This is a genomic window from Christiangramia pacifica, assembly GCF_057221535.1.
Genome location: NZ_CM170146.1, coordinates 1222119 through 1245343 on the forward strand (window position 1 = coordinate 1222119; position 23225 = coordinate 1245343).

Sequence of the window (23225 nt, forward strand, 5' to 3'; positions counted from 1 at the left end):
ATGGAACAGGAAATAAACACGCAGGAATTAGGAGAAAAGATCGTTACCGTTCTTAAAACAATCTATGATCCAGAGATCCCTGTAGATATATACGAATTAGGGCTTATTTACGATGTGATGGTGAGTACAGATTACGATGTGAAGATTTTAATGACGCTTACCACGCCAAACTGCCCGGTTGCTGAAACACTTCCGCTAGAAGTGGAAGAAAAGGTGAAGTCGCTGGATATGGTGAAAGATGCAGAAGTGGAGATCACATTTGATCCGCCATGGAGTCAGGATCTAATGAGTGAAGGGGCGAAGCTGGAGCTAGGACTTTTATAAAACCTTATTATGGCGGAAGAGATTGTAAATCGAGTCGCTCAAAGTAAATTGATAACCTTTAATCTTGAGGATCATTATCCACAAGGGGAAAGGTTTCTTTTTGATTTAAGCCAATGGCTTTTTGAGGGATTTGTGCTGAAGGAAAAAGATTTTAGAGAGCAGGCCAGGTCTCACGACTGGAGTCAATACCAAGATAAATTCGTGGCTTTGAATTGTGCTACAGATGCTATCGTTCCTGCATGGGCCTACATGTTGGTTACAACTTACCTGGAGCCTTATGCTAAGAAAATAGTGATTGGAGATTTAGAGAATCTTGAAAGTCATTTATACCAGGAGATTATTAGCAATCTGGATGTTTCCGATCTTGAAAATAAATCGGTTATCGTTAAAGGTTGTTCCAATAAGCCTGTACCGAAAAATGCCTATATTTTTCTCATCAATAAATTACAACCGGTGGTGAAAAGCCTGATGTATGGTGAAGCCTGCTCATCGGTTCCATTGTATAAAAAATCAAAAAATTAACTATGACCAAAAAATTACTATTTGCTTTTTCGTTACTTCTTTATACCGGAATTGCAATTTCACAGGAGGAAGAAGCGAAAGACTCTATCCCGCCTAACGGATGGACTAAAGAAGGGAACGTACAGTTGCTTTTCAATCAATCAGCTTTCAACAAAGAATGGACTGGTGGAGGAACATCAAGTATTGCCGGAAACCTTTCGGTGGATTATCAGTTCAATTATAGAATGAATGATTTTACCTGGAATAACCGGATTTTTGGAAATTATGGTCTTACTAAGGTGAAGGATGATGAATTTATCAGAAAGACAAGTGACAGGCTGGAATTAAACTCAATCGCTGGCAAGCAGATCAAGGAAACTGAATTCTATTATTCATGGTTCCTAAATTTCAGAACACAGTTCGCCAAAGGATACGAATTCAGTGAAGATCCAGATACTGGCGAAACTTTAAGGACAGAAATCACTGACTTTATGTCTCCGGCATATTTACAAACCGGTCCTGGCATCATGTGGAAAAAGAGCGATGATCTTTTCATTAATCTTGCGCCGGCTACTGCCAGATTCATATTCGTGGATGATAGCTTTACTACCGGGCCAGATTATGTGGATGGAGACTATTTTGGAGTTGATGAAGGAGAATCCATGAGATTTGAACTTGGCGCAGCTTTAAGCGCTTACTCAAAATACGAGATCGTGGAAAATGTTAATATGGAGCATACATTATCTCTCTATTCCAACTACCTGGATAAACCTGGAAATATAGATATTGATTATCTGCTTAATGTAGAAATGGGAATTAACGATTACCTTTCTGCTAACCTTGTTTTCCAGGCAGTTTACGATGATAATGCTGTTGGAGCATTTCAGATTAGAGAAGTATTTGGGCTTGGAATCAATTTCGGATTCTAGAAGATCAAAAATATTGAAATTCAGGGCTCGCAGGTACGCGGGCCTTTTTCAGTTAAAATTTTGTTGAAGTATTGTGGATGCTAATGGAGTAGCATTGTATTGATTACCTTTGTGTTTATGATTGAAAAAACCGATTTATCTTATGAAAGAACCGTCCTGATTGGTATTGTGACCAAAGATCAGGATCAGGAGAAACTGGAAGAATACCTTGACGAACTGGAGTTCTTAACCTATACCGCTGGAGGGGAAGTTATAAAACGATTTTCCCAGCGATTGGAGCGTCCAGATCCCAAGACTTTCATTGGATCGGGGAAGATGGATGATGTAAGAGAATTTGCTAAGGAGAATGATATAGGTGCCGTAATTTTTGATGATGAGCTTTCTCCAGCGCAGCAGAAGAATATTGAAAAGATCCTGAAGTGTAAGATCCTGGATAGAACAGGGCTTATTCTGGATATTTTCGCCCAAAGAGCTAAAACAAGTTATGCGCGTACGCAGGTGGAACTGGCACAATATGAATATTTGCTTCCAAGACTTGCGGGTATGTGGACCCACCTTGAAAGACAGCGTGGTGGTATTGGAATGCGTGGTCCCGGGGAAACAGAGATCGAGACAGACCGTAGGATCGTAAGAGACAAAATCTCACTTCTTAAGAAAAAACTTCAGACAATAGATAAGCAAATGGAAGTTCAAAGAGGTAATCGCGGACAACTGGTTCGTGTGGCCCTTGTAGGTTATACCAATGTTGGAAAATCTACTTTAATGAACGTTATTTCCAAAAGTGACGTCTTTGCCGAAAATAAACTCTTTGCAACCCTTGATACTACCGTTAGAAAGGTAGTTATACGCAATCTACCGTTCCTTTTAAGTGATACGGTTGGATTCATTAGAAAACTGCCTACACAGCTTGTAGAGTCTTTTAAATCGACTTTAGACGAAGTTCGCGAAGCAGATTTGCTTCTGCACGTGGTAGATATATCTCATCCTAACTTTGAAGAACATATAGAATCTGTAAACCAGATATTGACCGAGATAGAGACCTTGGGGAAACCTACAATCATGGTATTCAATAAAATTGATGCTTATGAACCGGAAACAATAGACGAAGATGATCTTATCACCGAAAAGACTTCTGCGCACTATACTTTAAAAGAGTGGAAAAAAACCTGGATGAACAAAGTTGGCGATAATGCCCTTTTCATCTCCGCATTGAATAAGGAGAATATGGAGCATTTTCGTAAAAAAGTTTACGAAGCTGTGAGGGAAATTCATATTACCAGGTTTCCTTATAATAACTTCCTATATCCCGAATATGACAAATACGGAGAGCAGAAAGAATAGCTTATTAAAGTTTTAACTCATTTCTGAAAGTATATCTTTAAATTTATAAGGATCAAATACTTATAAATCATGAAACGTATCAATATACTTTTGCTTGCAATCATTATTAGTTTTTCTATTAATGCACAGTCATTGGATGGTTCCTGGACTCTTGTTGAAGAAAACGGTCAGGAAGTCTCTGATATGGTTGTTAACAGGATTTATCAAGACAACTATTTTGCCGAGACTGCGAAAAAGATTACTTCTAATAAATTTTTATGGGCTCTTGGCGGTGAATATGAAACTGATGATTTTCAAACCACGCTCGATTTTAATACCAAAACACGGGAATTAATTGGCAAAACCATCCAGCTGTCTTTGAAATTTATGGATGACGAAACTGTAGAGATAAGCGATGGTGATTCTGTACAGGTTTGGGAAAAAATATCGACTGATGAGAATGATCTGGATGGTAATTGGGTCATCACCGGCAGAAAGAGAGATGGAGTAATGAATACCATGAAGCCTGGCGATAGAAGAACTATCAAAATTCTTGGCGGCGATAGATTTCAGTGGGTTGCATTTAACTCGGCTACCAAAGAATTTTATGGAACCGGAGGAGGAACATATTCTGCCAAAAACGGAAAATATATAGAAAATATCGATGTTTTTTCCAGAGATAACAGCAGGATAGGAGCCACTCTGGAGTTCGATTACGAACTCAAAGATGGGGAATGGCATCATTCCGGTAAAAGTTCTAAGGGAGATCCTATTTATGAGATCTGGTCAGACTATTCATCGGCTTATTCTAATTAGAAATAATTCCTACATATTTTCTGATTCAACAAATTCTGACGATCATTTTGAAGGATTCGTCTAAAATAAGTGTAACTTATTGAAAAACAGACATTAAAGTATTAAATTATTGATACTTAAGACCCTGCGTTTATTAATTTAATTCAGGGTATCATGCGTTTTCTTTTCAAATTACTCGTAATCTCATTGATTTATATTTCATGCGATTCTTCAGATGAAACTATTCAGGATGAATTTTTAAATAATCCTACTTCAATAAATACGGAAAATCTCGAGGAGTATATCCTGATAAATATTGAAAGCAAGCAGCTCATTTTTGGAGCTGACAGGAAAAATGAAGATGAATCTGATATTGGAGCTAAACTAGTTACTAAATTTGCTTCGTCCGGCGAAAAATACCATTCCCTCATTATCTGGGGAAGCCTGAAAGATGATAATTCCAGGGAATTTCAAAGAATAGGTGCGAGCATTGATAGATTCGAAGGTGTTGGTTTATATGAGACCGGAACCACTAGGAAAAATAATTGCAATTTTTTCCATTTCGGGATCTCCTGGCATTCGCACTATGATATTGAAGAAAGCGGCTTTATTGAAATAACTTCAGCAGGAGAAGAGAATATTACCGGCAATTTTGATATGGTGCTTTATAATGCCAATGACAGGTCTCAGTCAAAAAATATTTCAGGAGAATTCTCGCTCAAGTTAGAGTGATCAATTCAGCGGTTTTGAAAATTTAAACCCAAGTTCATTCTGAATCTTATTCGAGCTTATCTTTTTGCCTTTGGAAACTTCGGAATGATCGAATTCTGGTGCCGCCAAATCCCTTTCTGAAGCTATCCTGGAATAATATTTTTCTTTTGTAGGATGATCTGGATACACCAGGTTCCAAACCGAATTATCCTTATCCTTATCCAGTAATTTAAAGATCGCGGCAATACAGTCTTCCTGGTGAACGAGATTAATGGGGGCTTCCGGATTTTTCACGCCTGTTCTACCTGATAAATGATTTACAGGATGCCTGTTCTCCCCAATGAGTCCTCCAAAACGTAAAATTGAGGTATTAAAATTTTCATTATTCATTAAAAGTAACTCAGCATTCCGAAGTTGCACCGCAATATTATCTGAATCATTCGTTTCAGCATCTTCATTATAAACAGGAAAATTCTCGGTATCCTCATAAACTGAAGTCGAACTTGTAAAGATCACCCTTTTCAAATAAGATTTTTCGATGTAAGGAATAAGCTTCTTGATCTTTTTTACAAAATTAGCCTCTGGATTTTTACGTAATCCTGGCGGAATATCGATAATAAGAACTTCAGTTCCAGATAAAAATGACCTGATATCACCCTGGATTCCTTTTTCAAAAAGCTTTATGGAATAAGGAACTACACCGGCAGATCTCAATTCGCTCATTTTCTCCATCCTCGTAACAGAACCTCTTACTTCATGATTTTTATCCCGAAGTCTTTTACCAAGTTCCATTCCTAACCATCCGCATCCAAGTATCGATATCTTCATTTTAATCTTTTATCCTTATTGTTTTCTTTAAAATTGTGGCATCATTTAAAACAAATGGCCTCGGAATTATACCTTCCGGACGTTCTTTTACCTTTAGTTCCTGATTGCCGATAAGGTCGTAAGCAGATTCATATAAAACAAATTCTGGCACATCTCCCTTTTCTATACTGAATTCCAGTCTTAAAGTATCCTGGTTCGAAGCATAATAGGTTAAAAGCCTTTCTCTCCAGCGCCTGGTAAACATATGAAAAGCATTTTCACCTAAATAAACATCGTCAGCTTCGAGTCCGTTTACCTTAAAGCTTTTAAAGTCTACATCTTTTGTTTCATAGATCTCCATTCTATTGATCTTTCGGTTGGGAGCGATCTTTAATAAATAGTTTTCATTACCTAAACTATCCTGGGCTTTTTTCTCAATACTAATGCCCGGTTCCGGGATTTCAATAAACGGCGCTTGAGCTTTAAATGTAAAACTACTTCCGTATTTACTGCTGAAATTGGATTCTATATGTGAACTCACTTCAGGATCTTCTCCAAAAAATTCCTTCGTCCAGTCATCTACCATTTGATCATAGGAATACCAGGTTGAGGTATTTTCATCCAAATCCTGCAGATAAACCAGACTATCGGGTTTTGGACTTTCAGCACTAAAATCTGAATGATAATGTGCTACGAATATAAGCACATTAAATATGAGAAAGCAAAGAACGGCAAAGGATTTAAGCCTTCTGAAGTATCCGAAGAGCGGGAGAAATAGTAGAAATAACAGGCTAACCAGAATAGCGGTCACAAATAACATTTTTAATCCTAATGCTACCGGCAGACTCCAGATAAATGGCAATAAGATAAATATGGCCGGGCAGGAGAGGAGCACCATCAAGATCCTGTTTGGTTTTTTCTGCCTTATCATCACAAAAAGCTGGATGAGTCCAAAATAGACCGGAATTATAAAATACGCTGCTCCCTTTAAATAAACCGCAACCAAAGCACAAATGATGATCCAGATATTTAATGGAGCCACAAAAACGGAGGCAGTTCGGAGACTTTTCCGAAGTAAATGATAGGTCATAAAACAAACCGAAAGCGCGAGAAATATCGATAAGGCGATGTAGGTATAGCCGTTATAAGTAAAGCCATGCTCCATTTCAGAATATTCCGGATAAACGAAAAGGCAGAATTGCCAGAACGCCCAAACCAGTAACCCTGAAAAAATCAGGCTCAAGAATACAGGAATGAAACCTTTCAGAATAGCTATAAAATCAAGCCGAGCTTTGCTAATTCCATAGATCACCAAAACCAGGAAGATGATAATGGCGAGAATAAGCATGGGCATAATCCAGAAAAACGGATACTTAACAAATTCACCAAAAGGCAAACTAAAATAGATGAGATCGCGATCACTGGAAAGTTGGTCAAGATCGGTATTGCTGAAATAATTGAGCAAAGGCATGAGATAACTTCCCTGGTGAGCAAGAGTTTCCTTATCCAGGTTTGCCAGTATATCTGTGGCGGTGTGATAATCAAAATGATCATCTATAAATGCGAAATTATAACCATTTATATTTCCCTGTTCCCGCAATACAGTAAGGTCTGTATCATTTGGGAGCATCTTATAAATGCTGTAAGCCAGTGAATTTGTAACCGGATAATTGGTTTCTGCTTCTTCAAAGGCTTCTATCAAACGGGCGTTTTTACCATTTGTTTCCAAAAGCATGAATGGATTGCCGCCGCTTCCACGTGCTTCAAAATTTAATGCCAGCTTTGCATCTTTCGCCCACGGATGATCTTTTATAAAAAGGCTAGCTCCATTTAAACCCAATTCTTCACCATCGGTAAACAATAAAATAATGTCATTTTTATGTTCCGGATTTTTTTCAAGAAAAGCTCTGATTCCTTCTAGAATCGTTGCAACCCCACTCCCAGCATCACTGGCGCCATAAGAAGAATGCATGGCACTATCATAATGTGTCATAAGCACCAGGGCCTGTCCATCACCTGTTCCATCTATCCGGGCCAGAATATTCTGTGGTTTTACAAGAACTCCATGCTTATTAAGATTATAACCTTCCTGAGTCTGGACCTCTAGGCCCATTTCCTGTAACTGATCAACGATATAATTTCTGACTTTACTATGCGCGGGGCTTCCAACATAATGCGGAGACCTGGCAATTTCTTCCACATGTTCAAATGCTCTGGCGGTAGAAAATTCGGTTAAGTTGTGAGAGCTATCAGGTTTGTAATCAGGCTGGTCAAAATTAAAGCTCAGCCAAACCGCAACGATGATCAGAAGAAATGCGATTAAGCCAGAAAATCTGTTGTTCATGAATTAAGTTTCAAAAATCTTAAAGTTAAATAAGTTTTTGATTATTAGGCAAGGAATTTACTTCTGAGCATGCTAATCTAAAAATCGTTATATTTAAGTAATTAGTAATCAAAAGTTTATAAGATGGGAATCAAAAGTTTTATGGGTAAGCGAGCTGCCCCGGAAAAACCTGCCGAAGCTAGGATCTCGGTTAGGGATTATATGACGGAAAACCTGGTGACTTTCAGGGAAAATGAGAATATCATGGATGTGATGGAAAAACTCATCAAACATGGAATTTCCGGGGGATGTATCGTTAATGAAAAAATGGAATTGTTAGGGATAATTTCAGAAGGAGATTGTATGAAGGAGATCTCAGACAGCCGTTATTATAATATGCCAATGAGCGACCTAATGGTTGGGAAAAGAATGAATACCAAAGTAGAAACTATAGACGGAAATATGAATGTGCTTGAAGCCGCGCGGAAATTCACCGAATTACGTTTCAGGCGTTTTCCTATAGTGGAAGATGGAAAATTAATAGGACAGATAAGTCAGCGAGATGTGCTTAGAGCCGCGATAAGGCTTAGATCTCACACATGGAGCCATTAATTCTTATCGCGACGCATTTCTGCTCGTCGCATGGGCATAGAATCTATCAGACTGAACAATTTTTCAGTTTGAAGGACCTCGTTTTGCCTCAATTTGATTCCGCCATCCAGGCCAATTAGCACGATTTCAAAATCTTCTTTTGATTCTTTTTCTTTTTCAAAAAGATCAGATTTTTTCCAGTCTGATTCTATAGGGAAAATTTCCTTGATCTTGCCAGGAACGCACTGGATTAGTATTAGTTTTCTTTCTTTAAAAGCGTCCTTATTTTTTTTGAATACTTCCAACTCTCGCTGAAAAGTTTCATTTTCCATATTTTGAGTGAAAGCGACCACAAGCCGGTTTTCCCATTGATAATCATTAATATTTTGAGAGTTCATGGAAGTAAAGAAGCAAATTAATATTCCGAAGATAACATATGTTTTCATGCCATTAAGTTAAGCATTGAGGCCGTGAATGATTCTCAAAGAATTATTAATTCCTTTTAACTAATGCATAAAAATCATTTTCAAGTTTCAGGTAGCCCTGGTCATAAACAAAGAAATACTGGTTTCCCGTTTTAGTAGTGTAGATACTAGTAAAGAATTCGAAATTGAACCCCTTGGCCAGTAATTTAGTTCTGGAAACGGAAGTTTTTTCATTAGGATTGAGTTCCTGCAAAATTCGATAATTCTTACGAAGCAGATTATTGGTATTTCGAATAAGCTTGCTGGAGTCTTTGTTCGCATGGTTATGGTAAGAGTTTCTACAGTAGTCACTGCAAAACTTTTTATCTGTGCGTCCCACAATTTTTTCTCCACATTCCAGACAGGATTTTTCCATATCGGAATATAGCTAAAAAAAACAAGTCATTTAAAATCAGCCAATTTCAGCTAGATCTTACTTTTACTATTCTGATGCCGAGTTAAAATCTGAACTTCTTTTTTTGATGAGGTAAAATCCATTTTCATTGTTACGTTCAAATTCAGCCCCTTCGATAGTCAATTCTGTAATTATAGTTTCGTCGCAGCAACCTTCCTCTATTCTTTCAGCTTCAACAGAAAGACTGAAAATTTCTTCATCATTATGACTAATCAAGTAATCGCTATTTTCAGAAATGAAGATTCTAAAAAAGTTAATATCATCTTCTGAGAAGAACATAAAATCAGGTTCCGTATCTGAAGCAGTATTGGTAATCTCAATATCTTCTGCGGAAAGCATTGTTCCTAAAAGTTGTTCGCCCGTTTCTATATCCACTATCTGAAAATCGAGAATAGCCACCGGTTGGGCACATAAAACTGTAGAGCAGTCCTGATTGTCATCATCGTCGCTACAGGACTGAATGAAAATTACGGCGATTAATAAGATGATCTTACTGATAGTTTTCATAGGAAGCTATTTATAATTTATAATTATCTAGACGGTATTTTAGCCGATCGAAATATTACCGGAAAATGTCGGTGTTAATATTTAGATGTATATTTAGTAAAAAGGTTGCTTTGAAAGTCTCCTGTAAAGTTTAAAGACAGCAGAAATTTTGGTAAGCTTACCTTTTTTAGCATTCATATTAATCATGGTAATTATTAATATATCTGAAAAAAATTCTACTGCCAGAATATTGCAAGCCTTCTTGAAAAACCGATCGATATTCTTATGGATGCCGTAACCAGATTGCAAAACCGATCGACATCCAAATCATTTAATAACCTCGTTTACCATCATCTTCTTATTTCAAATGCGATTTATATTAAAATCGTGCTTAGAGGATTGGAATAGTATGCTTTTTAGATGCTTAACTAAACCAATAACAAAATTAAGGTCAGAATGATGCCGCCAATCGTAAAAAAAATTCCTTTTCTGAAAATCTTTGTGGACGGCATGAACATCCAGAAAGCCGAGATCACAAAAAATAACAGGCAAAGTCCGAAAATTATATTTAAGAAAAATAGGGGTTTATTCGTATTGGCTTTATGTAATTTGGTAAAACTTTCAAGAATAACCGGCAGCTCTTTAACCTTATAAGTCGCAATTCCAGTAGACCTGTCTAAAACACCCTGTTCAAAGTAAACTTTATTACCCTCACTGCGCTCGATTTTGAAATCCCTTATCCGCAGGGTTTTTCCTAATTCCTCTTCATTCAGGTCACCGGCAATTTCTTTTTCCACTGTTTTTTCAATTTTAAAAGCATCGGTGCTTCTAAAAATCAGGACGATTCCGCTGATAGCATACATCGCCATGATACCGGCGAGGAAAAATCCCAGATAGCGGTGATATACTCTGAATTTATTACTGATCTTTTTATTGTTCATATAGTTTTATAAAAAGCATAAAAATATAGAAGCTTCTGAAATAAAAGCTAACTGAAATTCTCAAATTATCGATTAACCATTTACAAACGTTTACAAACGAAAGTAAACAGATACAAATACTTTCCAGACGAATAAAGCATAGCACTTGGTACATCTTTGTCTCGTTGAAATGAACGAATGATTTTCAGCTGCAATAAATTCTATAGTTATGAGCACTTTAAGAAACACAGTACAATTAATTGGTCATGTAGGGAATGATCCGGAGATCGTTAATCTTGAATCAGGTAAAAAACTGGCTAAATTTTCAGTAGCCACGAATGAGAGCTATAAAAATTCCAAGGGAGAAAAAATTACCGATACGCAATGGCATAATATTGTCGCCTGGGGTAAAACCGCAGAACTTGTAGAGAATTATGTTCCAAAAGGGAAGGAAATAGGTATCGAAGGTAAGTTAACCAGTCGAAGCTACGAAGACAAAGAAGGGGTTAAGCGATATATTACTGAAGTGGTATGCAACGAGATCTTACTACTCGGAAAATAAAAATAAGAAAAATTAAAAACCCCGCTTTTGAGCGGGGTTTCTTTTTTTAGTTGTCCATCTGTTCTTTCATTTTATCTTTCTCGATGGTTTTAGGCTTGATCGGGTCGCCGTTTACATCGATCTCAATGATCTCATCGAAATCCAGCTCATCGAGTTTTGAAGCTATCTTTGCACGGTCTCCAATAATGAACCAGTTCACTTTATCCGGATCTACCATTTCCTTACTTACCTTTTGAATATCTGCAGCGCTCAGGTTGCGAATACTCGCATCATAAGTCTTATAGTAATCATCTGGCAGGTCATACTTCACAATATTTTTAAGTGAATTATTTACAGAAGCATTGGTTTCCCACTGTCCTGGAAGTGCGAGAACCTGGTTAGTTTTAACCTTCTCCACTTCTTCAGCAGTTGCTGGTCTGGAAGTGACAAACTCTGTGATTTCTTTTTTAAGTTCGGTTACAGACTCCGCAGATTTGTCGGTTTGTACAGGAGCATAAACTAGGAATGGTCTTTCTTCTTTTGTTCCCATGACAAATCCACCTGCGCCATAAGCCCAGTGCTTGTCTTCTCTTAAATTCATATTGATCCTCGAGGTGAATTCTCCTCCAAGGATATTTACCATTTGCTCCACAGCATATTCTGGCTGCTCCCCGTATTTTCCAGTTAAATGTCCGGCGATGATTACAGATTGTTGTGATTCAGGTCTGTCCATCAAATACAAGGTGTTCTTAGTGTTCGTTTTTGGTTTGTTAAAAGTTACCTGAGGCACATCGCCTTTTTTCCATTTTCCTAAAGATTTTTCCAGGTATGATTTTAATTCAGCCATTTCTATATCACCTGTAACTACTAAAGTTGCATTGTTTGGTTTTATCCAGGTGTCATAGAAATCTACCACATCTTCTCTCGTTAGTTTTTCAACGGTATCCTCATATCCGGAACCGGTTTGCGGAATGCTGTAAGGGTGATCTTCTCCATACAGATATTTATTCATCACTCGCATGGCCATGGTAAATGGCTGAGATTTTTCTCTTTTAATACCATTTAACTGTTCCGTTTTAAGCCTGTCAAATTCTTTTTGCGGGAATGATGGATTTAATAGCACATCTGAGAACAGCTCTATACTTGCTTCCAGACTTGGTTTCAATGTTCTTAAGCTAACTGTAGAGAAATCCATATCAGAATAAGTAAATAGATCTGCTCCTAATAATTGCAGTTGCTCGCTAATTTCAAGAGAATTTAAATTCTCAGTTCCTTCATCCAAAAGGTTCATCGCCAAGGAGGCTGTTCCCGGGCTGGAAAGATAATCTGATTTATAACCTGCATCAAACATTACGTCCATCACGATCGTTGGTACTCCTTCACGTTTAGCAAGGACGATCTCCATTCCGTTCTTTAAGGTAGAACGCTCAACGTCTGGGAATTTTGAAGGTTTTGCTTCACCAACTTTTGGTAAACTCGATCTATCTACAGAGGATTCAGTGATAGAATATTCAGGAAATGGTTTTGCAATAAGCGTATGCTTTCCTTTGGTCAGCCACTTTTTGGCGGTAGCCTGCAAATCCTGAATGGTAGCATTTTCTATATAATCAAGTTTCTGCTTGTAGTAGTCTGCATCTCCATGATAAGTTTCGTTTGAAGCAAGTATATCTGAAACTCCTCCAAAACCACCAATACGCTCCATTCCTTTGATGAAATTCGCGAAATATTCAGCTTTTACCCGTTTTAGCTCAGCCTCTGTTGGACCTTCCTCAATAAATTTATTGATCTCAGAAAGCATTTCGCTCTTTACCTTTTCAAGGTCAGCGCCTGGCTTTACATTTGCCTGAGCCACGAACAAACTGGCGATCTCTGAAGATGCCTGGTAAGCCTGCGCATAGCTTGCAATCTGATTGTCGTAAACCAGATTTTTGTAAAGTCTGGAATTCTTTCCGCTACTCAATATAGCCGAAATCAGATCAAAATAAAGGTCTTCTTCTGAACCGAATTCAGGCGAATTCCATGCATAAAGTACTCTGCTTTCCGAAATTCTATCTTGATAAACCTGGTAAGTATCGGATGGGTGTTCTGGAATATTTCTTTCCTGTCTTTCAATCGTTGGCCCTGCAGGGATATCTCCAAAATACTTAAGAACTTTTTCATGAGCTTCCTCAGGCGTGATATCACCTGCGATAGCTATCACCGCGTTGTTCGGACCATAATAAGATTCAAACCACTCTTTTACATCGTCTATAGAAGCAGCATTAAGATCTTCCATTTCCCCAATTACGGTCCATGAATATGGATGTCCCTTTGGATACATGGCTTTGGTAAGATAATTCCATTGCTGGCCATAAGGCTGATTTTCTCCCTGCCGCTTTTCATTCTGAACCACTCCACGTTGTTCATCAAGCAGTTCCTGGCTAATCACACCTTTAAAATGCCCCATTCGGTCTGATTCCAGGAAAAGAACCTGGTCTAAAGCGGCTACCGGTACATTTTGAAAATAGTTAGTTCGGTCGGAATTTGTAGTTCCATTTACATCAGTTCCACCAATCCTTTCAATGGCCTGGAAATAATCATCTTTGAAATTTTCGCTTCCATTGAACATTAGGTGTTCAAATAAATGGGCAAACCCACTTTTTCCAGGTTTTTCATTTTTGGAACCAACGTGATACCAAACGTTTACTGCAACGATGGGTGCTTTATGGTCTTCGTGAACCAGTAAAGTTAAACCGTTGGGCAGAACGAAGCGTTCGTAATCGATATTGATATCGTCTGCCTTAAAATTTTGTGCCTGTGATGATCCTATAATACATAGGAAGGCAATCAAGATTAGTCTTCTCATAATTGATAATTGATTTGAATTTTTGATTAAAATGTTGAGTAGGGCTCTTAAATATAGAAATTAAAATCTTAGAAAAGAGCTATTTGCAACCTTCAGATGAAATTTTGAAGTAAATTCTGTGATCTCTGAAACTGTAGTATTACAACCCAATCAATCTAAAAATAGATCTTCTGGGCAAGTCGGTAAGTATTTGCGTGAGCTTCGATAATATGCTTGATCTCTTTCGAGTATCCTCCACCCATACTGCATTCAACAGGAATTTCAAAATCATGACAGGTTTGTAGAACAAAGCGGTCACGTTCTTTGCAACCATTAATAGAGCAGGAGAGACGTCCGAGCTTATCGGTCTCGAGAATATCGACGCCACAGAGATAAAAAATAAAATCCGGATTGGTTTTCTCAATAAGTTCCGGGAGCGTCGATTTTAGTCTTTTTAGATACTCTTCGTCTTTTGTTCCATCGGGTAGCTCAATGTCCAGATCTGAATTCTCTTTTCTGAAAGGATAATTTCCTTTACCGTGCATAGAAAATGTAAAAACAGAATCATCATTTTTAAAGATCTCGGCGGTTCCATTTCCCTGGTGCACGTCAAGGTCTACAATTAGTATTTTTTCAGCTTTACCTGTTTTCTGAAGATATCGCGCTCCAATTGCCTGGTCGTTCAAAAGACAAAAAGCTTCAGCCCTATCTGTAAATGCATGATGTGTTCCCCCGGCGATATTCATGGCTATTCCATTTTCCAGAGCAAAATCGCAAGCTTTGATGGTTCCATCAGCAATGATCTGTTCCCTGTCTACCAGTTCCTGGGAAAGTGGAAAACCTGAAACTCTGACCTCTTTTTTTGATAACTCTAATTTCAAAAGCCGATTAAAATAATCCTCACTATGAACCGCGAGGATGGCTTCTTTTTCAGGAAAATCGGGTTCAAAGAAATTCGCTTCTTCGCAGGTGCCTTCATGCAGCAATTGTTTTGGCAGCAGATCATACTTTTCCATTGGGAAGCGATGTCCTTCCGGCAGTGGATGTTTGTAGATAGGATGAAAGGCGATCTTGAGCATGGAGATAAAAAAAGCCTCACAATGGTGAGGCTTGAAATATTAATTTATAGTAGTTCCACTTTTAACGCCATCTTCATCAGGGTTTACAAAAACCAGTTTTCCTTCGGAATTTTCGGTCATTAAGATCATTCCTTCACTTTCCACTCCGCGTAATTTTCTAGGAGCAAGATTTACCAGTACGGTGACTTTTTTCCCGATTATATCTTCAGCTTTAAAATGCTCTGCGATGCCTGAAACTACGGTTCTTTTGTCTATTCCTGTATCTACTTTAAGAACCATAAGTTTTTTTGTTTTCGGCATTTTTTCAGCTTCAATAATGGTTCCTACGCGAAGATCCATTTTGGTGAAATCTTCAAATGTAGCGATCTCTTTCTGAGGCTCTGCTTTTTGATCTTCCATAGCATTCGCAGTTTTGGTAGCTTCTAATTTTTCCAGTTGTTTCTCCATTTGTTCATCTTCGATCTTGCTGAAAAGTAATTCTGCTTTCCCAATCTGGTGACCTGAAGGAAGCAGAGCTTCTTTAGTCCCGATAATATCCCAATCTGGCGTATTATCTGAATTTTCATCCACATGATTCAGCATTTTCTTCAATTTCGCTGAGGTAAATGGCAGAAACGGTTCACTAATGATAGACAGTGCAGAAGCGATCTGAAGGGCCACGTACATAATCGTTTTTGTACGCTCCTCATCAGTTTTCACCAGTTTCCATGGCTCTTCGTCTGCAAGATATTTGTTACCAAGTCTTGCAAGATTCATTAACTCTGCCTGAGCTTCTCTAAACCTGTATCTTTCAATAGAACTTGCGATCACAGATGGATAAGCTTTAAGTTCAGCTATAGTTCTTTCATCAACTTCAGAATAGGCTCCTGGTTCAGGAACAATTCCGTTGTAATATTTGTTAGTAAGCACCACCACACGGTTTATGAAGTTACCGAAGATGGCTACCAGTTCATTATTGTTTCTTGCCTGAAAATCTTTCCAGGTAAAATCATTGTCTTTAGTTTCCGGAGCATTTGCCGTTAAGACATATCTCAAGACATCCTGCTGTCCCGGGAAATCTTCAAGGTATTCATGCAGCCAAACTGCCCAATTCTTGGAGGTAGAAAGTTTTTTACCTTCCAAATTCAGGAATTCGTTGGCAGGCACATTTTCAGGAAGTATATAATCTCCATGAGCTTTCAGCATTACCGGGAAAATGATACAGTGAAAAACGATATTATCTTTTCCTATGAAATGAACCAGTTTGGTGTTTTCATCTTTCCAGTAAGGCTCCCAATCTTTTCCTTCTCTTTTTGCCCATTCTTTGGTAGAAGAAATGTAACCGATAGGAGCGTCGAACCATACATAAAGCACTTTACCGTCCCCACCTTCAACAGGAACAGGAATTCCCCAGTCGAGATCACGGGTTACCGCACGTGCACGAAGTCCATCATCAATCCATGATTTCACCTGTCCGTAAACATTCGATTTCCAGTCGGCTTTATGACCTTTCAGGATCCATTCTTTCAAGAAATCCTCATATCGATCAAGAGGTAAAAACCAGTGACGCGTTTCTTTTAAAGTTGGAACAGCACCGGTGATCGCCGATTTAGGATTGATAAGGTCTGTTGCGTTCAGAGAAGTTCCACAGCTCTCGCATTGATCTCCATAAGCTTCCTCATTTCCACATTTAGGGCAGGTTCCGGTAACAAATCTATCTGCCAGAAACTGGCCTGCTTCTTCATCGTATAATTGCTCGGTAGACTCTTCAATGAATTTTCCGTCGTCATACATTTTTTTAAAGAATGCCGAAGCTGTCTCATGATGTGTTCTTCCAGAAGTACGTGAGTAATTATCAAAACTTACCCCAAAATCTTCAAAAGACTTTTTAATGATCCCGTTGTATTTATCAACTACATCCTGCGGAGTTACTCCTTCTTTTTTCGCTTTAATGGTAATTGGAACACCATGTTCATCACTACCACAAACAAAGGCAACATCGTGCCCCTGCATTCGAAGAAAACGGGAATAAATATCTGCCGGAACATAAACGCCGGCTAAATGTCCAATATGAATAGGCCCGTTTGTATAAGGTAAGGCCGCTGTAATCGTAAATCTCTGAGGATTTTTGTTCATTATTCTAAGTCCTTTTTAAAGAGCCGTAAAGTTAAGCAAAGGCGTTCGATTACGCGTTAAATTCTTGTAAAAGGCCAAAGCTGTGAAGAATAACTTTCTACTTTTACCCAAAATCAAATCGAAATGCGCAAAATTCTTATAGTTCTAAGCTTACTTTTAATCGTGGCTTGTAATAGTGCAAAAAAAGGAACTTCTTCAGCTAACGCCAAGTATACTGTGGAAAATCTTGGAAAAATGAATGCGCAGGATATTGAGAGAAATTATCCGGATGCGAATATTGAGGAAGGAACAGATATGTTTGAAGAAGGAACTGAAGAAAGAGCATTTTCAATTTTATACCCTGGAACTGAAAATGAATTGCATATCACCTGGCAGGATAAGAACCGAACTGAAATTCAGGATATTCGTTACACAGGAAATGGTAAATGGAAATCTGAAACCGGAATCGACATTGGAACCATGTATTCTGAGTTAAACGAGCTGAATGGTAAGAAAGTATCCTTTTATGGTTTCGGTTGGGATTACAGTGGAGCTGTGGATTATAACGGTGGAAAACTGGAGAAAAGTGGAGTTCGTGTTTTCCTGGAACCAGGAAATAAACCGGGAAATAAATTTTACGGGGATAAGATCATAAAAGCGACTCCTGAAGAGATTGAAGCGCTAGATCTAAAAGTTGGATCTATAATGATCAACTACTCGATATAAAGAATGAAGCATGGCAGAGCATAACGAACTTGGGAAAAAAGGGGAGAAGCTGGCCATTGAATATCTTAGGTTAAAGGAATACGAGATCCTAGAACAAAATTACCGCTACCAAAAAGCTGAAATAGATATCATCGCCAAAAGAGGTAATCTCCTGATTGCGGCTGAGGTTAAAACCAGAAGCACACCGGAATTTGGGAATCCACAGGATTTTGTAAAACCAAAACAAATTCAGCAGCTGGTAAAAGCTATGAATTTCTATGTGGAAAATTCCGGTTTAGAAGTAGATGTTCGTTTCGATATTATCGCCATCATTAACAATAAAGCCGGAACCAAGATCGAGCATATTCAGGATGCTTTTCTTTATTTCTGATCGTTTTTAAACTCGAAAACTATTCTTTTGTCATCATCCGAGATCTCAGCGATAAGCCTTCCATTTTCAAGGTGATAATTTATTTTTTTCGGAAAGGGATTTTTAGGATTTACCGCGGTAAATGAACTGTAAGAAACTGAAGCTATGATAAAATTAGTAGTATCGGCATTCACACCAGTGACTTCATAGATCCAATTACCGTTCTTCTTTAAAATTCTAAGATCTTCCCTAAATACTGTGTCATTATTTTTCATAGCCAGGCCTCTGCCTGTATATATTCCATTTGAAGATTTTTCCCAGCTTTCCGTAGTAATTATATCATTTTCATCATTGAGTCTTATCCAATTCCCCAAAAGCCATTCAAAATTTTCATCCTGAATTGAAATTAAGTTCTCTTCAGAAGAAAAATCTGCACTTGTTAAAAATGCAGACAGGAATACGATAAGGAATTGCAATTTCATTTTTCAGACTTTTAAGACCCTGAAAAATAAGCAATTATTTCAAATGAAATTATGCTGATCTGTTTAGATCTTTATTCCAAGTTGTTCAAACATGAAGTAATATTCGTATAAGGTTTTAGCCTCCCAATCTTCCTGAGAAAGCGCCCCTCCATGACCCGATCCTGGCGTTACGTACATATGATATAAACCTTTAGGATCTGCCTTCTCCTGAAGTTTTGCCAGAAATTTATAGGTGTGCAATGGTGGAACTCGATCATCTGTATCTCCAGTTATAAGTAAGGTATTTGGGTAAAGTTTGCCATCTTCAATATTGTGAAGTGGAGAATATGATCTTAAATTTTTGTAATCCTCAGGATTATCCGGGCTACCAAACTCATTAAGATTACTGCTCATACCACCTACGGTGAATTTACTAAACCTAAGCATGTCGTAAGGACCAGCCTCAGCTATCACGGCTTTAAAAAGCTCCGGACGTTGTATAGCAGATGATTCAACTAATAAACCTCCGTGGGAAGCTCCAGTGATCACAAGTTTTTCCGGACTGGTATAGTTATTATCGATAAGATATTCACCTGCGGCAATGAAATCATCAATAGCTTTTTGTTTATTGAGTTTTCTTCCTGCCAATGCCCATTGAGTACCTTTTCCACCACCTCCTCTTACGTTAGGTACAGCCAGAATTCCGCCATGAGCAAGTAAAAGTCCTGTAGTTTTTTCGAAAAATGGCTCTACCGTGTTCCCGTATCCACCATAACCATACATCAGAACGGGATTTGTGCCATCCAAAACGGTATTCTTATCACAGGTGATATACATGTCTACTTCAGTGCCATCCTTTGATTTATAGGTCACATATCTGGTTTCTAAATTTTCCACACCAAAGGGTACGATCACAGTTTCCGCCGGAATGAATTCCAGGGTTTTTAAATTTAATTGATACCAGGTTCTTGGATGATAAAAAGAGTTGATACTAAAATCTGTGTATTCTGCTTCATCAGATGTTTCATAAAAATGACTCAGCCTTTTACCTTTTGGGAAATCAAACTTACGAAGTAACTCACCTTGCATATCAAATATCAGTGCAAAGTTCTGCCCTTCTTTTCTGTAAATACAGGCTAGTTTATTTTTACCAAGTTTATTTACATATTGTAGTCCTAAGTCGTATTCTGGAATGAATTCGGTTAGTTTGTTTGGAGTATTGATATTAGCCAATAAGACTTTACCGTTGGGAGCTCCAATATTTGTTCTTAAAAAGATGGAATCATTCTTTGTGTAAACTATTTTCAACTCCTGTTTATCGTCTGTTGGATACACTATAAATCTTCTTGGAAAGAAACTTTCCTGCGTTAGATCAGCGATGGAAATAGATCTAAACCATTTACCTCGTGAATTTACCGGATGATACAAACGTAACTTTTCATTCAAAATATCGAAGCTAAATCCATTCGTTCCGGTAGTATCAGGATTCTTGTAAACCAATTCCGGTTTAGCGTCAGGTTTTGTTAATGAAAGCTTTTTAAGCTCCTGTCCCGTGGCTTTATCTAAATGCTCTCTGCCTATTTGTGGCGCATTATAATCTTTATAATAAAGATCACGTCCGTGCCATTCGAAATTGGAACCTGTTCTAATATTCTCTAAGGTAAAAGGAAATTTATTTCCCGTGGTAAGGTCAAAAACATATCCTGTGGCCCAGTCACTTCCATTTAGCGATACGGCTAGAGCTATTAAATTCTCTTCTTCATTAATGCTGTGGTGCCTATAGAGAACATGGTCGTTTTTATTTTCAGTTAGTTCGTCACCTTTAATGAGTTTTTTCCAGTTATTCTGTGTTTCCAGCTTGTAAAAGAAATCTAATGATCTTGTATAGGGATTCCATTCTTCCTTAGTTTCGAATTTGTCTTTTTTAGACTCCACTTCAACATAATCTCTGGTATTTTCTCTTTGTATCCTATACATAGCAGCAACCTGTCCCCTGAGACTCCAGAAATTAGTTTGTCTGCTGGATTGCTTTTTAGTAATTTTTGCCTGTTCCTCTAACCAAGACTTTAAATCTGAATTATTAGAATCTTCCATCCATTGATATGGAGTTGCAACCATATCATCAAAATAAACGTTAGTGGTGGAATCCTTAGGCGCTTCGGGATAGTCGTAAGCTTTTTGAGAAAAAATAGTAAAGGAGGTAAAAACCAGGAATAAGGTGGCGAAGTATTTCATTTCGGTACTAAAACTTGAATTTGGGAGCATTTCTAAGCTCAAAAAAATCTTAAAATTTTCACAAAACTAATAAAATCTTACATAGCTCTATCATGTTCAGGTAAAATTTATCACTGTTAGGATTATAATTCAGGTTGGTAAGATTTCAGTTTAAAGCAAAAAAAGACCGGTTTTAAACCGGTCTTTTAAGAATTATTTATGCCTGAAATTACCAGATTCTAACTCTGTCTTCTGGCTTTACATACATTTTATCACCTTCTTTTATCGCAAATGCATCATACCATGCATCGATATTTTGCAGAGGCACATAAGCTCTGTACATTCCTGGAGAATGCGAATCAGTTTTAATTCTGTTTCTTAAAGCTTCGTCACGCATTTTTGTTCTCCAAACAGTTGCCCATGAAAGGAAGAAACGTTGTTCTGGTGAATAACCGTCGATCTTTCCAGGGTTTCCGTTCTCCTTCAAGTGAAGTTGAAGTCCGTCATAAGCTGCGTTCACACCACCAAGGTCACCAATGTTTTCTCCAAGGGTGAATTTACCATCGATGAAAACACTATCCATAACTTCAATAGCACTGTATTGCTCAGCAAGGTCGTTTCCTAAACCTTCAAACTGCTCAAGATCTTTATCTGTCCACCAGTTATTCAGGTTTCCTTCTGCATCAAAACGAGCTCCACTATCATCAAATCCATGAGAGATCTCGTGACCAATCACAGCTCCAATACCACCATAGTTTACAGCAGCATCAGCCTTGTAATCATAGAATGGAGGTTGTAGGATAGCCGCCGGAAAAACGATCTCATTGTAACGAGGATTGTAATATGCATTTACTGTTTGCGGAGACATGAACCATTCGTCCTTATTTACCGGCTGACCAAGATCTGCCATATTCTCTGCAACTCTCCATTTTTGAGCGTTCAGCATATTCTGAAAGTAAGAACCACCATCAGCTGGGCTCACAATTTCTAGTTCGCTATAATCTCTCCACTCATCAGGATAACCAATCTTCACATTGAAAGTGCTTAATTTCTCCAGCGCTTTTTTCTTAGTGTCCTCGCTCATCCAGCTAAGGTTATTGATACGGGTTTCGTAAGCTTTCAGAATGTTATCTACCATCTCCTTAGCAGATTCTTTAGCTGCCGGAGGGAAATGTTCAGCTACATATAATTTTCCAAGCGCTTCACCAAGAACTCCATTAATTGAAGCCAAAGCTCTTTCGTTTCTTGGTCTTTGTTCTTTAGCCCCTCTTAAAGTTTTGCTATAAAACTCCCATGATTCTCTTTCCAAATCTGTAGTCAAAGTAGAAGCAGCATCATTGAACAGGTTCCATTTAAGGTAAGTTTTCCATTCGTCTACTGAATTTTCAGCGATTAGACTTTGTAGAGCCTTCATGTATTTTGGCTGAGAAACAATAACTGTATCAAGGTCTTTAGCTCCAATATCTTCAAAATATTCACTCCATTGAAATGCCGGAGTCATTTTCTGAATTTCGGCAACCGTCATTGGATTATAAGTTTTTCTGGCATCACGACGCTCTACCTTATCCAATCTTGGTTCTGCTAGTTCAGTTTCAAAAGCAAGAATAGTTTTGGCTGCTTCTGAAGCTTCTTCTTCAGAATAGTCAATATACTGAAGCATATCAGTTATATACGCCTTGTATTTCTCTCTTTTATCTTTAGAATCTGAATCGTTCAATAAATAGTAATCTCTTTCTGGAAGTCCAAGACCTGAAGGGCTTAAATAAGCAGCGTTCATATCTGAATTCTTACTATCGGCTCCAACGCCAAAAGAGAAGAATCCTGCGCTTCCATATTCGCTCATCTCCACAAGAAAATCCTGAAGATCTTCCTTAGACTGAATTGAATCGATCTTAGCCAGGTAAGGTTTTACAGGTTCAACTCCCTGCTCGTTTCTGGCTACGGTATCCATAATGCTTTTATAAAGATAAACCGCTTTTCCTGAATCTGTAGATCCATCAAGACTGTCGCTTTCCGCAGTTTTGTTCAAAAGAGCTAAAGCATCTTCATCGGTTCTCTGGCGAAGTTCATCAAAACTTCCCCATCTTGTACGATCGTTAGGAATTTCAGTACTATCCAGCCATGCACCATTTACATAACGGAAAAAGTCTTCATTTGGGGTAGTAGTAGTATCCATGTAAGCAAGATTGATTCCATGGATCTCTTCATCTTTTTCTTCCACTTTTTTATCGTCGTCGTTACAGGCTGTAAAAAGTCCAGCTCCAACTAAGGATAAAAGAAGAAATCTGTTTATTTTTTTCATTGTTTTAATTGATAATTGTAAATACGCCCGCTAAAGTAAAAAATCCGCT

The 23225-nt window shown here is 38.0% G+C and carries 22 protein-coding genes; 10 read left to right on the forward strand and 12 right to left on the reverse strand.

The genetic code is table 11. The features are described 5' to 3' along the window. The 6 genes from AC2S94_RS05710 to AC2S94_RS05735 all read left to right on the forward strand — a co-directional run bounded on the left by AC2S94_RS05710 (position 1) and on the right by AC2S94_RS05735 (position 4601). Positions 1-324, forward strand: coding sequence for an iron-sulfur cluster assembly protein (locus tag AC2S94_RS05710; RefSeq protein ID WP_026914726.1), 324 nt, complete (start codon positions 1-3; stop codon positions 322-324). Positions 325-333: 9 nt separating this feature from the next. Beyond that, positions 334-846 (forward strand): DUF2480 family protein, encoded by a 513-nt coding sequence (locus AC2S94_RS05715; protein WP_484630548.1) that lies wholly within the window; start codon positions 334-336, stop codon positions 844-846. A gap of 2 nt (positions 847-848) precedes the next feature. Next, a complete protein-coding gene (locus tag AC2S94_RS05720; protein WP_484630549.1) occupies positions 849-1754 on the forward strand; it encodes a DUF3078 domain-containing protein in 906 nt (301 codons plus the stop codon). A gap of 117 nt (positions 1755-1871) precedes the next feature. Next, positions 1872-3095, forward strand: coding sequence for a GTPase HflX (gene hflX / locus AC2S94_RS05725; protein ID WP_484630550.1), 1224 nt, complete (start codon positions 1872-1874; stop codon positions 3093-3095). Between the two features lie 69 nt (positions 3096-3164). Further along, on the forward strand, positions 3165-3890 hold the full coding sequence (locus AC2S94_RS05730) for a hypothetical protein (protein ID WP_484630551.1): 726 nt from the start codon (positions 3165-3167) through the stop codon (positions 3888-3890). A 153-nt stretch (positions 3891-4043) separates the two neighbouring features. Beyond that, positions 4044-4601, forward strand: coding sequence for a hypothetical protein (locus AC2S94_RS05735; RefSeq protein ID WP_484630552.1), 558 nt, complete (start codon positions 4044-4046; stop codon positions 4599-4601). Here AC2S94_RS05735 and AC2S94_RS05740 read toward each other — a convergent pair whose 3' ends face one another. Both AC2S94_RS05740 and AC2S94_RS05745 read right to left on the reverse strand, forming a co-directional pair. After that, positions 4602-5408: an NAD(P)H-binding protein gene (locus tag AC2S94_RS05740; RefSeq protein ID WP_484630553.1), complete on the reverse strand. Its 807-nt coding sequence runs from the start codon at positions 5406-5408 to the stop codon at positions 4602-4604. A gap of 1 nt (position 5409) precedes the next feature. Beyond that, positions 5410-7731, reverse strand: coding sequence for a M20/M25/M40 family metallo-hydrolase (locus AC2S94_RS05745; RefSeq protein ID WP_484630554.1), 2322 nt, complete (start codon positions 7729-7731; stop codon positions 5410-5412). 123 nt (positions 7732-7854) lie between these two features. Here AC2S94_RS05745 and AC2S94_RS05750 point away from each other — a divergent pair, with 123 nt between their 5' ends. Then, positions 7855-8322 (forward strand): CBS domain-containing protein, encoded by a 468-nt coding sequence (locus AC2S94_RS05750; RefSeq protein WP_484630555.1) that lies wholly within the window; start codon positions 7855-7857, stop codon positions 8320-8322. Here the strand turns inward: AC2S94_RS05750 and AC2S94_RS05755 are convergent. The 4 genes from AC2S94_RS05755 to AC2S94_RS05770 all read right to left on the reverse strand — a co-directional run bounded on the left by AC2S94_RS05755 (position 8319) and on the right by AC2S94_RS05770 (position 10607). Continuing rightward, a complete protein-coding gene (locus AC2S94_RS05755; protein ID WP_484630556.1) occupies positions 8319-8747 on the reverse strand; it encodes a DUF4174 domain-containing protein in 429 nt (142 codons plus the stop codon). The two genes, AC2S94_RS05750 and AC2S94_RS05755, sit on opposite strands and share 4 nt — an antisense overlap. Before the next feature lie 46 nt (positions 8748-8793). Beyond that, complete coding sequence (locus tag AC2S94_RS05760; RefSeq protein WP_484630557.1) at positions 8794-9141, reverse strand: hypothetical protein; 348 nt, start codon at positions 9139-9141, stop codon at positions 8794-8796. A gap of 66 nt (positions 9142-9207) precedes the next feature. After that, a complete protein-coding gene (locus AC2S94_RS05765) occupies positions 9208-9687 on the reverse strand; it encodes a hypothetical protein (protein WP_484630558.1) in 480 nt (159 codons plus the stop codon). Between the two features lie 407 nt (positions 9688-10094). Beyond that, a complete protein-coding gene (locus AC2S94_RS05770; protein WP_484630559.1) occupies positions 10095-10607 on the reverse strand; it encodes a hypothetical protein in 513 nt (170 codons plus the stop codon). A 208-nt stretch (positions 10608-10815) separates the two neighbouring features. On the opposite strand from AC2S94_RS05770, the gene AC2S94_RS05775 reads away from it, so the two are divergent. Then, positions 10816-11148, forward strand: coding sequence for a single-stranded DNA-binding protein (locus AC2S94_RS05775; protein ID WP_484630560.1), 333 nt, complete (start codon positions 10816-10818; stop codon positions 11146-11148). A gap of 46 nt (positions 11149-11194) precedes the next feature. On the opposite strand, the gene AC2S94_RS05780 is transcribed toward AC2S94_RS05775, so the two are convergent. From AC2S94_RS05780 to metG, 3 genes are all read right to left on the reverse strand, one after another. Beyond that, positions 11195-13972 (reverse strand): M16 family metallopeptidase, encoded by a 2778-nt coding sequence (locus AC2S94_RS05780; RefSeq protein ID WP_484630561.1) that lies wholly within the window; start codon positions 13970-13972, stop codon positions 11195-11197. Positions 13973-14127: 155 nt separating this feature from the next. Then, the gene (locus AC2S94_RS05785; protein ID WP_484630562.1) at positions 14128-15030 is read right to left on the reverse strand and encodes a histone deacetylase family protein; all 903 of its coding nucleotides are present in this window, start codon (positions 15028-15030) and stop codon (positions 14128-14130) included. A 39-nt stretch (positions 15031-15069) separates the two neighbouring features. Further along, positions 15070-17145, reverse strand: coding sequence for a methionine--tRNA ligase (metG, locus tag AC2S94_RS05790; RefSeq protein WP_484630563.1), 2076 nt, complete (start codon positions 17143-17145; stop codon positions 15070-15072). Positions 17146-17268: 123 nt separating this feature from the next. Here metG and AC2S94_RS05795 point away from each other — a divergent pair, with 123 nt between their 5' ends. Together AC2S94_RS05795 and AC2S94_RS05800 are read left to right on the forward strand one after the other, a co-directional pair. Then, entirely contained in the window at positions 17269-17850 is a 582-nt protein-coding gene (locus AC2S94_RS05795) for a hypothetical protein (RefSeq protein WP_484630564.1), read from the forward strand. Between the two features lie 10 nt (positions 17851-17860). Continuing rightward, entirely contained in the window at positions 17861-18220 is a 360-nt protein-coding gene (locus AC2S94_RS05800) for a YraN family protein (protein WP_484630565.1), read from the forward strand. Here the strand turns inward: AC2S94_RS05800 and AC2S94_RS05805 are convergent. The 3 genes from AC2S94_RS05805 to AC2S94_RS05815 all read right to left on the reverse strand — a co-directional run bounded on the left by AC2S94_RS05805 (position 18211) and on the right by AC2S94_RS05815 (position 23176). After that, complete coding sequence (locus AC2S94_RS05805) at positions 18211-18681, reverse strand: hypothetical protein (protein WP_484630566.1); 471 nt, start codon at positions 18679-18681, stop codon at positions 18211-18213. The two genes, AC2S94_RS05800 and AC2S94_RS05805, sit on opposite strands and share 10 nt — an antisense overlap. A gap of 63 nt (positions 18682-18744) precedes the next feature. Next, positions 18745-20895 (reverse strand): prolyl oligopeptidase family serine peptidase, encoded by a 2151-nt coding sequence (locus AC2S94_RS05810; protein ID WP_484630567.1) that lies wholly within the window; start codon positions 20893-20895, stop codon positions 18745-18747. A gap of 208 nt (positions 20896-21103) precedes the next feature. Beyond that, positions 21104-23176 (reverse strand): M13 family metallopeptidase, encoded by a 2073-nt coding sequence (locus tag AC2S94_RS05815; protein WP_484630568.1) that lies wholly within the window; start codon positions 23174-23176, stop codon positions 21104-21106. Positions 23177-23225 lie beyond the last annotated feature (49 nt).